The sequence below is a fragment of the Microbacterium sp. Root53 genome, assembly GCF_001426925.1.
Taxonomy (GTDB): Bacteria; Actinomycetota; Actinomycetes; order Actinomycetales; family Microbacteriaceae; genus Microbacterium.
Map to the genome: position 1 here is coordinate 143,461 of NZ_LMFR01000021.1, position 12,471 is coordinate 155,931.

10 protein-coding genes are annotated in these 12,471 nt (G+C 69.2%); 2 read left to right on the plus strand and 8 right to left on the minus strand.

Features of this window, described 5'->3' with window-relative positions; translation table 11 throughout:
* Positions 1–3 precede the first annotated feature (3 nt).
* The 3 genes from ASD19_RS09685 to ASD19_RS09695 all read right to left on the minus strand — a co-directional run bounded on the left by ASD19_RS09685 (position 4) and on the right by ASD19_RS09695 (position 6,322).
* The gene (locus ASD19_RS09685; RefSeq protein WP_055991831.1) at positions 4–3,147 is read right to left on the minus strand and encodes a type I restriction endonuclease subunit R; all 3,144 of its coding nucleotides are present in this window, start codon (positions 3,145–3,147) and stop codon (positions 4–6) included.
* Positions 3,148–3,305: 158 nt separating this feature from the next.
* On the minus strand, positions 3,306–4,568 hold the full coding sequence (locus tag ASD19_RS09690; RefSeq protein WP_235563020.1) for a restriction endonuclease subunit S: 1,263 nt from the start codon (positions 4,566–4,568) through the stop codon (positions 3,306–3,308).
* A gap of 5 nt (positions 4,569–4,573) precedes the next feature.
* Complete coding sequence (locus ASD19_RS09695) at positions 4,574–6,322, minus strand: type I restriction-modification system subunit M (RefSeq protein WP_055992016.1); 1,749 nt, start codon at positions 6,320–6,322, stop codon at positions 4,574–4,576.
* Positions 6,323–6,416: 94 nt separating this feature from the next.
* Between ASD19_RS09695 and ASD19_RS09700 the strand changes: the two genes are divergently transcribed.
* On the plus strand, positions 6,417–6,734 hold the full coding sequence (locus tag ASD19_RS09700) for a helix-turn-helix domain-containing protein (protein ID WP_055991834.1): 318 nt from the start codon (positions 6,417–6,419) through the stop codon (positions 6,732–6,734).
* On the opposite strand, the gene ASD19_RS09705 is transcribed toward ASD19_RS09700, so the two are convergent.
* From ASD19_RS09705 to ASD19_RS09725, 5 genes are all read right to left on the minus strand, one after another.
* Complete coding sequence (locus ASD19_RS09705; RefSeq protein WP_055991837.1) at positions 6,731–8,110, minus strand: HNH endonuclease signature motif containing protein; 1,380 nt, start codon at positions 8,108–8,110, stop codon at positions 6,731–6,733. The genes ASD19_RS09700 and ASD19_RS09705 overlap by 4 nt on opposite strands.
* A 62-nt stretch (positions 8,111–8,172) precedes the next feature.
* Positions 8,173–8,682 carry a VanZ family protein gene (locus tag ASD19_RS09710; RefSeq protein ID WP_055991840.1) on the minus strand — a complete coding sequence of 170 codons (510 nt, stop codon included), beginning with the start codon at positions 8,680–8,682 and terminating at the stop codon, positions 8,173–8,175.
* Positions 8,683–8,781: 99 nt separating this feature from the next.
* Positions 8,782–9,087, minus strand: coding sequence for a hypothetical protein (locus ASD19_RS09715; RefSeq protein ID WP_055991843.1), 306 nt, complete (start codon positions 9,085–9,087; stop codon positions 8,782–8,784).
* Positions 9,088–9,126: 39 nt separating this feature from the next.
* Positions 9,127–10,071, minus strand: a complete 945-nt coding sequence (locus tag ASD19_RS09720) for a hypothetical protein (protein ID WP_055991846.1) — start codon at positions 10,069–10,071, stop codon at positions 9,127–9,129.
* A 48-nt stretch (positions 10,072–10,119) separates the two neighbouring features.
* Positions 10,120–10,812 (minus strand): phosphocholine cytidylyltransferase family protein, encoded by a 693-nt coding sequence (locus tag ASD19_RS09725; protein ID WP_055991848.1) that lies wholly within the window; start codon positions 10,810–10,812, stop codon positions 10,120–10,122.
* A gap of 193 nt (positions 10,813–11,005) precedes the next feature.
* Here ASD19_RS09725 and ASD19_RS14095 point away from each other — a divergent pair, with 193 nt between their 5' ends.
* Complete coding sequence (locus tag ASD19_RS14095; protein WP_235563017.1) at positions 11,006–12,469, plus strand: ATP-binding cassette domain-containing protein; 1,464 nt, start codon at positions 11,006–11,008, stop codon at positions 12,467–12,469.
* Positions 12,470–12,471 lie beyond the last annotated feature (2 nt).

Sequence of the window (12,471 nt, forward strand, 5' to 3'; positions counted from 1 at the left end):
GCGTCAGGTCGCCGGATCCGCGAGCTCGGACCGCACGGTCTCGTGCACGAGCTCGCCGATGGCCTTGAGCAGCTTGGGGCGCTGATCCGCGCGTGAGAAGAACACCTCGACCATCCGGTTGTGGCTCGACTGCATGCCCAGCATCGCGTCGACGAGCGCGGCGTCCAGATCGGGGGATTCGACGAACTGGGAGCGCGAGTTCGCGATGGCCTGCGTGCGCAGCTTCTGGTCGGCGACCATCACCGTCACCAACCCCTCGACCCAGGACTGCTCCTCGGGCACGGTGAAGTCCTCGCCCTCGAACATCTCGTTGATGCGCTGCAGCACCTCGGTCAGCAGCACCATGCGAGGGTCCCGCGCGGCGCCGCTTCCTCCCGCACCGAGCGGCCTCAGCTCGGCCCGCTCGCCGAGGACGAGGTGATGATCACCCGAGCGCGCGTGTTTGATGTGCGTGAGCTCGACGGCGGAGAAGTCGATCGTCTCGGTGGTCGCGCGTCCGGTGAGCCGGGGCAGCAGCAGGCGCAGATAGAGCGAGCGCTTCTCGAGGTCGGTGTCGCCGTAGTCGATGATCTGCGACAGGAAGTCGTAGAGCCGGATGAAGGTGCCCACGTCCTTGCGGAACAGATCGAGCTCCTCGATCTCAGTGCGGTCGTCGCCCGACAGCGCCGCGGTGTACCGGCCGTTGAACCGGTCGGCGGCCGACTTCAGGGGCGCCGTGTGTGCACTGTGCTTGGCGCCCGTGCCGAGCGAGCCCGCCAGGTACGCAGAGGTGAACGCCTCGACCTCGGCGTCGGTGTAGATGCCGGCGGCGTCGAGCTTGGACTGCAGGTCGTGCACGACATCGGGATCCGTCGTGTCAGTCAGCTGCGCGTCGCGGTAGTACGGCTTGAAAGAGTCGAGGATCTCCTCCGGGTCGTTCACGAAGTCGAGCACGTAGGTGACGTCCTTGCCCGCCGACGGGTAGGTGCGGTTGAGGCGCGACAGCGTCTGCACGGCGGTGACGCCGGACAGCCGCTTGTCGACGTACATCGCGCACAGCAGCGGCTGGTCGAAGCCCGTCTGGTACTTGTTGGCGACGATCAGGACCTGGAAGTCGTCGGTCGCGAACGCGTTCGGCAGCGTGCGCCCGCGCAGCCCCTTGTTGAGGTTCGCCTCGCTGTAGGGAGGTTCGACGCCGGCGAATCCGACGCCGGGCACCTGCTCATCCGTGAGGGTTCCCGAGAACGCGACGAGTGTGGCGAGGCCGTAGCCCTTCTTCGCGATGTACGCGTCGATGGCCTCCTTGTACCGCACGGCGTGCTCGCGCGACGCGGTAACGACCATGGCCTTCGCGTGTCCGTCGAGCAGATGCCGCACGTTGGTGCGGTAATGCTCGACGATGATCTGCACCTTCTGGGCGATGTTCGTCGGGTGCAGCGACACCCAGCGCATCAGGCCTTTGGTGGCCTCGGCCTCGTCCACCTGCTCGACCGCCTTGAGGTGCCGTTGCGACTTCTTGGCGATCTGGAACGCGGTCTTGTACGTCGTGTAGTTCTTCAGGACGTCGAGGATGTAGCCCTCCTCGATCGCCTGCTGCATCGTGTACACGTGGAACGGCCGCGGCTTGCCGTCGCCGTCCGTGCGGCCGAACAGCTCGAGCGTCTTCGCCTTGGGCGTCGCCGTGAACGCGAAGAACGACAGGTTCGGGGAGTCCGCGCGGGCAGCCATCTCGGCCGCGAGGATGGCCTCGGTGTCGATCTCGCCCCCGTCCTCGAGTTCGCTCTGCTCCTCGGCCGTGAGCACCTCGCGCAGCTTCTGCGACACGCGCCCGGTCTGCGACGAGTGGGCCTCGTCGGCGATGATCGCGAAGCGGCGCTCGGCCAGGCCCTTGTTCTCGCGGATCGCCTGCAGGGCGAACGGGAACGTCTGCATGGTCACGATCACGATCAGGCGGCCCGCGAGCAGCTCCTTCGCGAGCAGGCTCGACTTCGACGTGACGTCGTCGGATCCGGACCTGCGCACCTCGTCGGCGTTGATCATCGCGACCGTGCCGTCGACGCCCTCGATCTGCTTGATGGCCTTCTGCAGCTGGTCGTCGAGCACCGTGCGGTCGGTGACGACGATGACCGTGTCGAAGATCTTGCGGTCCTCGGTGTCGTGCAGGTTGGAGAGCCCGTGTGCGAGCCACGCGATCGAGTTGGTCTTACCCGATCCGGCGGAGTGCTGCACCAGGTAGCGCTTGCCGGTGCCCTCGGTGCGGACCGTGTCGAGCAGGGACGTGACGAGCTGCCACTGGTGGAGGCGCGGGAAGAGCAGGGTGGTCGACGTGGTGACCTCGCCGGTGATCGGATCGGTGGACGTGCGCTTCTCGAGGTGCAGCAGGCGACCCAGGATGTGCAGCCACGCGTCACGCTGCAGGACCTGCTCCCACAGGTACGAGGACGCCGCTCCCTCCGGGTTCACCGGGTTGCCGGCCGCTCCGGCGTCGCCCAGGTTGAACGGCAGGAAGTGCGTCTTCGGCCCGGCGAGGCGGGTCGTCATGGCGACCTCGTCGTTCGACACGGCGAAGTGGACGAGGCAGCGATTGGCGAACCCGAGCAGCGGCTCGCCCTTCGGATCGCGGTGGGCGCGATACTGCTGCTTCGCGTCCTCGATCGACTGGGTGTTGTCGGTCTTGAGTTCGATCGTCGCGACCGGCAGTCCGTTCACGAACAGCACGAGGTCGATCGACTGCGTGTTCTTCGACGAGTAGTACACCTGACGCATCACCCGCAGGCGCACGGCCTCGTAGCGCGCGCTCGCCGCGGCGTTGAGCGAGGTGGCGGGCTTGAATTCGCACATCTTGAACGAGGCCGGGGTCTTCTTGAACCCCTTGCGGAGCACGTTGAGCGTGCCGCCGCCCGCGTCGAGAGGGAGGTCGAGCGCCTTCACGAGGCGATCGAGCAGCTGCTGCTTCGCCTTGGCCTGCTCGGCCTCGGTCATCGACGGCTTGACGACCTTCGCCCACTCGTCAGGCTGGGTCAGCTCGAGCCACGCGAACACGTCATCTGGGATGAGCGCTCGGTCGCGGTCGTAGTGCGGGCCATTCTTCTCGTCGTACCGCCACCCGTTCGCCTCGAGGTGCGCGCAGATCTCGTCCTCGAAAGCCCGCTCGTGCTCGATGCCCATGATCCCGGGACGTTCTAGCGCTTGCGCATCTCGCGCACGAAGATCCAGATCAGCCAGAAGCCTGCGGTGAGGCAGGTCAGTACGACATCGAGGATGAAGCTTCCGAGCCCGTACTTCTTCGTCTTGCCCATTTGGTGTGTCCTTTCGAGAGGGGAGGGTTATGCAGCGCGAGTCTTGCCCGTGGTCACGTCGATCCGACCCGTCACAGCGGCGGTGATGAGCGCCGCCCGCCGCTCCTTCGCGAGCGCGATGAACTGCTGTGCCTTGGCGATCAGAGCGTCGATCTTCGCGGTCTGCCGCTCGATCTCCGCGACGATCGTCTTCTGCTCGTCAACCGGCGGGAGCGGGATGCGTATTGCCGCGGCGATCGGCTGATAGATCGTCTTGTGAGTCGACCCGATCATCAGCGACAGCAGGTGCGGCCGCATCGCACGGAAGACATACATCAGGTACTCCGGCAACAGGCGAGGGCCGCAGACCCAGTTCCAAAAGTCCTGGCTCGTGGCCATCGGCTGCGGCATCACTCCTGTGAAGCCGACAGAAGCTGTGCGAGACAGGACGACCGTGCCGGCCGGCAGCAGCTCGGCCGCGGAGTTCGCGAGCCCGAGTTCGCTGATCGTGTTCGCTGTGTCGCCGAGATAGGTCTGAGACTCATCGCGGAGCTGCCAGACGTCCGCCAGGGTGAACCACGGGATGATCGTGTTCTCCCAGTACTCGGGGTTCGACCTGCTCGGTGTGTGCCCGGTCTTCATCGCGGCCACACGGCGGATGTTGAGCGCATGCCAGTGCGCGGGGATCGCGTCGGCCCAGGGGAGGGGGTTCGCCCGGAACTCGGCTGAGGGATCGAGACCCCGCGTGACCAGGCTCCGGATTCCCTCACGACGCCGATCGCGCAGTGCACTGACCAAATGCGTCTGCTTCGCGATGAGCGTGTCGATCTGCGCGGTTTCGCGGTCGAGGTAGTCGGCGATCAGGCGCTGGTTTTGAGCATCCGGCAAGTACGCGTCGATGGTGCGGAGCACCTTGAAGGGGACCTCGGTGGTACGGACTGAAGCGGTGCTGTCGCCAGCCCCAATTCCCCGCTCCCGAGCGATCAACTCGCCGATGAACCAATCCGATTTCATGAGGTAAACGAGGAAGCGGCCGTCGGCTTGCCTCGGATCGCGTATCCGCATCACTTCGTAGTGGTACGTCACCAGTCCGTCTTCAGGTGCGAGGCCGAGGGCGCCGGCACGCACACTCATCTTGTTGAAGACGATGTCGCCATGACGACACACCTTGTATGCGTCCAAGGACTCCGCACGCGGCGGCTTATCAGTGAGCTCCGAGCGCCGCACCACGCCGCGGGTCTGGGAGACGGACATCAGCGGTATATCGATCCCGGGAATCCGCACGTCGGTTCGTTCCAAGACGGAGCCCATCCGCGTCACGACCGCTCCACCTCGCGGAGCAGGTCCATGATCTCGGCCACCAGCTGCTCGAGGTCGCGGTCGATCTCCTCGAGCGGGCGGGGTGGCTCGTAGACGTAGAAGTGGCGCGTGAAGGGGATCTCGTAGCCGACCTTCGTCTTCGCCTTGTCGACCCAGGCATCCGGGACGTGCGGCTTGACCTCGGCCTCGAAGTAGGCCTCGATCACCGCGTCGCGGGCCTCGGCGCCGCGGTCGTTGCCGCCGTACGTGAAGGGTACGTTCTCGGTGTCGCGCAGCTTGCTGTCGGGCTTCGGGTGGCCCTTGCGGTCGGTGACGATCTCGCCGTTCTCATCGCGCAGCGGGCGCTCGACCGTGACGGTCCAGTAGCCGAACTCGGCCGTCGGGAGCACCTTCGAGTGCGCATTGGTCTCATGCGCGCCGTAGAGCTCGAGGATCCGGTCGCGATCGGCGGCCGAGAGCTCCCGGCTCTTCTGCCCGAGGTTCTTGCGCATCTTCGTGAAGAAGCCCGACCCGTCGATCAGCTGCACGGTGCCGATCCGGTCGGCGGGCTTGGCGTTGTCGAGCAGCCACACATAGGTCGCGATGCCCGTGTTGTAGAACATGTTCGTCGGCAGCGCGACGATCGCGTCGACGAGATCTTTCTCGAGCAGCCAGCGGCGGATGTTCGACGGCCCCGACTCGGCGGCGCCGGTGAACAGGGGCGAGCCGTTGAGGACGATCGCGGCGCGGCCGCCCGTCGCATCCTTGCCTTCGGAACGCATCTTCGTCGCCACGTGCTGCAGGAACAGCATCTGGCCGTCGCTGATCGGCGGCAGGCCGCCGGGGAACCGGCTGCGCTCGCCGGCGTCCTGGACGTGGCGCTTGATCGCCTCCTGCGACGCCTTCCAGTCGACGCCGTACGGCGGGTTCGACAGCACGTAGTCGAACGTGCGCCCCGCGAAGCGGTCGTCGGCGAGGGTGTCTCCGAGCTGGATGTTGGTGGCGTCCTGCGCCTTGGCGATCATGTCGGACTTGCAGATCGCGTAGGACTGATCGTTGATCTCCTGACCGAACAGCACCAGGCGGGCGTCGGGGTTGCGGGTCTTCAGATGCTCCTCGGCGACCGAGAGCATGCCGCCGGTGCCCGCCGTGGGGTCGTAGACCGTGCGCACGACGCCGGGCTCGCTGAGCGCCTCGCCGTCGGTCGCGAACAGCAGATCGACCATGAGGCGGATGGCATCGCGCGGCGTGAAGTGCTCACCGGCGGTCTCGTTGGAGGCCTCCGCGAACTTGCGGATGAGTTCCTCGAACAGGTCGCCCATCGCCGCGTTGTCGAGCGTGTCGGGGTGCAGGTCGATCGCCGCGAACTGCTGCACGACGAGCAGCAGTCTGTTCTTCTCGGCCATCGCGTGGATCTCGTTCTCGAACCGGAACCGGTCGAACACGTCGATGTTCTTGGAGAAGCCCGCGATGAAGTCGATCAGGTTGGACTCGAGCCCTTCGGGGTCTCCGACCAGGCGCGCGAAGGTCCAGGGGCTGGCGTTGTAGAAGCTCAGCCCCGCGCGCTTGCGGATCAGCGCCTCGCGCAGCTCGTCGCTGTCGGTGCTCTCGACGATCTCGCGCACGACGTCGCGGGTCTCGTCGAGCAGGCAGTCGAGCCGCCGCAGGATCGTCATCGGCAGGATGACGTCGCCGTACTGATGCGGCTTGTAGACGCCGCGGAGCTGATCCGCGATGCCCCAGACGAATGTTCCGAGGCTGCTCATGCGCGCGACGAAGTGGAGGCGCAATTGAGCATGGCATGAATGCTAATGCACGAATGCATACCTCACGAACGCGTCGGCATTGAAGCCTTGGGGAATGACTTCGAACCCGGCCGCCGAGGAGATCGGGCGCCGGATCTCGGCGCTGCGGCACAAGACCGGGCAGTCCAAGAAGGCGATGGCCGAAGCCGCCGACATGGACATCTCGCACTACTCGCGCATCGAGAACGGCACGGGCAATCCCACGGCCCAGATGCTGATCCAGCTCGCGATCGCGTTCGAGGTCGACCCGGGCGAGCTCATCAAGGGACTCGGGCCTGAGAGCCTGCCGGACACGCGCCGGCCGTACCCGTATTCGCAGCACCATCTCTATCGCCGACGCCAGCCGCGGCGCGGCACCGGCGACGCCGACTAGAACGGCGCCGGGTCGTCCGGATCGGACGGTGGGGGATCGAGGTCGGCGGCCTCGAGCGCCGCGACGAACCGGACCGTCGGGGCGGGAGTGTCGGTGATGCGGCGGCCGGTGGGGCTGATCCAGGTCATCGTGCCGTCCGGCCCGTGCTCCACGCCCCAGGGGGAGTTGTGTTTGAGGACGTGGTGCGTCCGACAGAGCGCCGCGAGGTTGCAGACCGCGGTCTGGCCGCCCTCGCTGTGCGCGACCGTGTGGTCGAGGTCGCAGCGGTGGACGGGCTGGCGGCAGCCGGGGAACCGGCAGTGCTCGTCGCGCGCGGCGAGGAACCGCTTCTGATCCGCCGTGGGCGTGTACGCGTCGACCGTGCGCAGGCATCCGGTTCCCGGGTCGACGAACAGCCGCGTCCAGGTGTGCACCCCGCCCGCGAGGCGGCGTGCGGTGTCCGGGTCGACCGGGCCGTGCCCGGCGAGGAACGCCGGCTCATCGCCCAGGCCCGCCAGGGTCTCGGCGGGGATCGTGATCTGCACGCGCGCCCGGATCGCCGCTGCGGTGTCGCCGTCGGCGTTCGCCGTCAGCACTGTGGGGTGGCCGGTGAGGACCAGGTCGGCGAATACGTCCGCCCGGACCTGCGCCATCGTGCGCTCGTCGGTGGGCAGCGGATCGGTCGGGTCGAGCTCGTCGATCATCGCGCCGAACACGGCGCGACCCTCCCGGCGGGCCGAATCCCGCACCGACATCGCCATCTGCGTGAGCCGATCCTGCGCCGCGTGCGCCACCACGGTCTCGACCACGGCGTGGAACGCGCTCATCCCGTCGCCCAGGTCATCCACCCAGGTGCGCCGCGCCTCGCGCGCCGTCGCATGCCGCTCCGCGAACGTCGTCGGCTCGAGCCGCTCCGCGACCGCCTGCGCGATCGGCCGCAGCCGGCCCGCGGTCGTCTCCATCGCCCGCTTCAGCACCACCCGCTCGTACCGGGACCGGGTCTCCTCGTCCTCCAGGCGCGCGCCCTCCGCCGCGATCACCGACGCGTGTGCGCGTGACAGCCGCCCCTCGCACAGCGCCGCGTACGTCGCGGGGAACTTCTCGATCAGCCGGACCGCGTCATCCATCCGCGCCCGGATCGTGCCGTCCGCGACGTTCGTCGCCGCGGCGATGTCGGCCGCGATCGCCCGCACCGGCAGCTGGTAGGTCGACGGCGCGTCGAGCTCCGCCATCACCTCCACCGCGATGCCCTGGGCCGCCGCCAGCAGCCCCGCCTTCACCGCCTCGATCTCCGCGATCATCCGGTCCGCGGTCGCGACCGCCTCGATGAGGGTCGCCACCGCGTCACGGCGTGCGGGATCCAGATCCCACCGGGTGCCGAACGACTGCCTGACCATGCCCCCATTCTACTGCGACCTTCGGACATTCGTTCGAATCAGGTCGCGATGTGGAGAGGTCTTCAGCCGGCCGCCGGCACCCGGTGCGGCGTGGCGCGCGCGGCCATGACGGCCACCGCGGCGCACGCTCCGAGCGTCGCGCCGACGCCGTTGAGGATCACGTCGTCGATGTCGACGACGCGGCCGATGAAGTACTGCGCCACCTCGATCGCGATCGACAGCCCGACGCCCGCGAGGGTCGCGGTCGCCACCGGATGGCGGTCGGCGAGCAGCGCCACGAGCCACCCGATCGGCAGGAAGACCGCGATGTTGCCCACGACGTTCACGAGGCCGAGGGGCTCGTAGGGATCCGTGAGCTGATCCAGGATCGTGAATCCCGGAATCAGCTGCGGCACGCCCGATCCCGGGGAGCCGCTCATCAGCGTCAGGAGCAGCACGACGCCGATGGTCGCCGCGAGGGTCACGCGCGTCGCGCGCCTCGCCGCGGCCGAGTCGACGAGGGCGAGGACGATGAGCACGACGAGCAGCGCTCCGGCGATCATGGCGAGAAGGAGCAGGGCGGGGGTGCGCATGGGCGCATCCTGCAGACCCGAGCCGCGCTCGGGCTGACGGCGTGCTATGGCTGGGCCGAGGCGTCTCCCAGAGTCGGCTGAGCCCATCGCACCGGGGCGTCACAGCACGAACGCCCACGCCCACTCCAGTTCCCCGTCCGCGCGGAACCAGGTGATCGTGACCGTGGTGTCGTCGAGGTCGCATCCGCACAGGCACAGCTCGCGGGACTCGCCGGGCCCCATCCGCCCCCAGCTCTCGCGATCCGGGGCGTGGTCGCCGTCGGCGACGTGGATGCGCACGTACGTGAGGGCATCCGGGCTCTCGTTGACGATCAGCGGGTGCGCGGGATCGTCGCGGTCGACGTGCCAGGGCACGCGATAGGCGTCGGAGGCGGGGGACTCGGCGGGATCGAGGGCTCGCAGCATGCCCGTGACGCTACGAGCGGGCGGCGACCCGCGAGGGTCTCAGGAGGCCCCGTGATCCGTCTCTGTGGACGACTCGATCGATCCGGCCCCTGTGGACGACCGCCGCGGCACCGCACGCCCCGCGATCTCGCCGGCCCTGCGTCCCACGGCGCCCGCTCCCGACGCCACGGCCGAGCCGAGGCGCTTGACCCCGCGCATCGCGCTGCGCTCGAGGCGCTCGGCGCCCGGCTGGGGCTCGAGCTCGGCGGGAAGCACCGCGGGCGCGATTCCGAACGCCTTGCGGGACGCCTTGACGACCTTGCGCCCGAGGATGTGGTTGCCCGCGCCGCCGATCGCCGCGCCGACGCCGAACGGCAGGGCCTTGCCGAGCAGCGATGCGCCGCCGCGAGTGGCGAAGTGGTGGATGAACGACGTCTTGAGCCGGTCGAGCAGCGGACCCACGGCGGCGCGGGGGAGCGTCTTGGTGACGACCTCGCCCCAGTACCCCGAACGGGTGCTCTTGCCCGCGGCCTGGGCGGCGAGCTGGCGCACGAGGTTGATGCCCTCGTCGCCGAGCATGAGCGTCAGGACGAGCGCGCGGGCGCGGTCCGGCGACTCGATCGCGATGCCGTGCACCTCGGCGAGCGACTGCGCGAACAGCGCGGTCGCCTCCAGGAAGCCGACCGTCTCGGCGCCCGAGAGGCCGAGCGTGACCGCGGTGCCGAACCCGGGCACCACGGCGGTGGCGCCGACGGCCGCGCCGCCGGTCGTGACGGCCGCGAGGTAGCGGTTCTCGAGGATCCGCACGAGCTCCTCGGGAGTCGCGTCGGGATGGCGCAGCCGGATAGAACGGAGGTGCGCGACCACGACGGGGCGCTGCACGCGGATGACCCGGTCGAGCACGCGCACGAGGAACGGATGCTCCTCGTGGCCGGCGGGCGGGAGGCCGCCCTGCCACGGCGCGTCGGGCGGCAGCGAGTGGATGCGGTGGACCTTGGCGGACACGCGCGTGATCCTAGGTCGTCGACGCGACGAGAGCCTGAGGGCTCCCGGTCAGACGTACTCGTTCGCGTGCTCGAGGTCCGACGCCGTGTCGATCTCGACCGCGTACAGGTCGGAGATGTCCATCGGCACGAGCTTCACCCCGTCGTGCTGGATGGCCAGCTCGAGACCGCGCTCGAAGTAGTCCTGGTCGTCCACGCGCGCGAGGTGGCGCATGAACGCGGGCTTGTCGGCGCGCGAGATGTAGTTGATGCCCACGGCCTCGCCGATGCCGCCCACGACGGTCTTCGACAGCTCGGCGATGTGCCCGTTCGCGTCGAGGGTGTACTTGACCTCCTCGTCGCTGACCTTGGCGGTGTTGACCGTGACGAACGACTGATCGGCCTCGATCAGCGAGATGGCGCGGCCGAGCACGCGCGGGTCGAAGACGACGTCGCCGTTCATCCAGAGCACGCCCTTCTTGCCGGTCGCCTGGAGGGCGCGCAGCAGGCTCTTGGACGTGTTGGTCTGGTCGTAGCGCTCGTTGTAGACGTACTTCGAGTCGGGGAACGCGTCGACGATGGTCTCGGCGCGGTAGCCGACCACCGTCGTGATGCGTGCGTCGGGGCCGAACGCGGCGTGGATGTTGTCACGCTGCTGCTGCATGATCGAGCGGCCGTCGTTGAGCTCGGTGAGCGGCTTGGGCAGCGCGCGGCCGAGACGCGAGCCCATGCCCGCGGCGAGGATGACGATCCGGAAAGACATGTTGCCCCCTTGAGCCTTGTTCCCGCGCCGTTCACGGAACGGACACAGGATGTGCACCCCCATGTTACCGGGGCGCCCCTGGGAACCGGCAGAGATGCCACCTGACCGGCATTTCTGTGCGGGAGAGTCACGGATCCGGAACAAGGCGCGACGGACCCAGGCTCACGTCGGAAGCGGTTGCTACGGTGAAGCGGTGACCTCCTCGCCTCTGGAAGAAGACCCCGGGACCCCCGCCTCGCAGGGGAGCCCGGCGGCCCAGGGGGCCGAAAGCCCGAAGCGTCCCGCGGCGAAGCGTCCGGCGGCCAAGCGGCCCGCCGCGAAGCGTCCGGCGCCCCGTGCGACGAGCTCCGCCGACGCGATCGACGCCGGCGCGTCGCAGGATGACGCGGGCCCCGCGCGCCCGGCGCCGCGGAAGCCCGCGGCCCCGCGCAAGCCCGCCGCTCCGCGCAAGCCCGCGGCGAAGCGACCCGCGCAGGGGGCGCCGCGCGCGGGCACCAAGACCTCCGCCGCGCGGAACGCGGCCGGGCGCACGGCGGTTCCCGAGCCGGTGACAGCCGAGTCGGCGCCGGTCGAGGTCGTGGAGCCGGTACCGGTCGCCGAGCCCGAGGCGGCCCTCGAGCCGGCGCCCGTCGATCCTGTGTCGGTTGAGTCTGGGCCCGCCGAATCCGAGCCGGCGGACGAGCCCGAGGCCCCGGTCGAGCCCGCGCCCGCCGAGCCCGAGGCCGCGGTAGAGTCCCAGGTCGCGGAGCCTGCGGAGCCCGACACCGAGCCCGCCGCCGAGCCCGCCGCGGACGAGGCGACCGAGGTCCTGGCCGCCGCGGAGCCCCGAGACGGCAGGCCGCCGCTGCCCGAGCCGGTCATGCCTCCGAACCTCGTGATCCCGCCGCGCCCCGCCCCGCCGGCGGCGCTGAAGCTGCGCGGGGTGTCGCGCTCGTATGGCGGCACGACCGCCGTCGCGGGCATCGACCTGACGGTCCCCGCGGGGTCGTTCTACGGGCTCGTCGGCCCGAACGGCGCCGGCAAGACCACGACCCTGTCGATGATCGCGGGCCTGCTGCGCCCGGACCGGGGCCACATCGAGGTCGCGGGCATCGACCTGGCGAAGAACCCCCGCGCCGCCAAGGCGCTCATGGGCGTGCTGCCGGACCGCCTGCGCACGTTCGATCGGCTCACGGGGCGTCAGCTGCTCTACTACTTCGGCGTGCTGCGGGGCCTCAAGCCCGACGTCGTCGCCAAGCGCACGGCCGACCTGGCACGCGCGTTCGACCTCACCGACGCGCTCGGACGCGTCGTGTCGGACTACTCGGCGGGCATGACCAAGAAGGTGATGCTCGCGGGTGCGATGATCCACTCGCCGCGCCTGCTCGTCCTGGACGAGCCGTTCGAGGCGGTCGACCCGGTGTCGTCGGCGAGCATCCTCGACATCCTCACGACGTACGTGTCGCACGGCGGCACCGTCCTGCTGTCGAGCCACGGCATGGACCTCATCGAGCGCGTGTGCACGCGGGTCGCGGTGATCGTCGCCGGCCAGCTGCTCGCCGAGGGCACGGTCGACGAGGTCAAGGGCGAGCTCACGCTCGAGCAGCGCTTCGTGGAGCTCTCCGGCGAGGTCAGCAGCATGGAGGGCCTGGAGTGGCTGCACACGTTCTCCGACTGAGG

Bases quoted from the DNA above. Each gene is read 5' to 3' on its own strand.
- ASD19_RS09685 (WP_055991831.1), bottom strand. From the start codon at position 3,147: ATGGGCATCGAGCACGAGCGGGCTTTCGAGGACGAGATCTGCGCGCAC.
- ASD19_RS09710 (WP_055991840.1), bottom strand. From the start codon at position 8,682: ATGCGCACCCCCGCCCTGCTCCTTCTCGCCATGATCGCCGGAGCGCTG.
- ASD19_RS09725 (WP_055991848.1), bottom strand. From the start codon at position 10,812: ATGTCTTTCCGGATCGTCATCCTCGCCGCGGGCATGGGCTCGCGTCTC.
- ASD19_RS09700 (WP_055991834.1), top strand. From the start codon at position 6,417: ATGACTTCGAACCCGGCCGCCGAGGAGATCGGGCGCCGGATCTCGGCG.
- ASD19_RS09690 (WP_235563020.1), bottom strand. From the start codon at position 4,568: ATGGGCTCCGTCTTGGAACGAACCGACGTGCGGATTCCCGGGATCGAT.
- ASD19_RS09705 (WP_055991837.1), bottom strand. From the start codon at position 8,110: ATGGTCAGGCAGTCGTTCGGCACCCGGTGGGATCTGGATCCCGCACGC.
- ASD19_RS09715 (WP_055991843.1), bottom strand. From the start codon at position 9,087: ATGCTGCGAGCCCTCGATCCCGCCGAGTCCCCCGCCTCCGACGCCTAT.
- ASD19_RS09695 (WP_055992016.1), bottom strand. From the start codon at position 6,322: ATGAGCAGCCTCGGAACATTCGTCTGGGGCATCGCGGATCAGCTCCGC.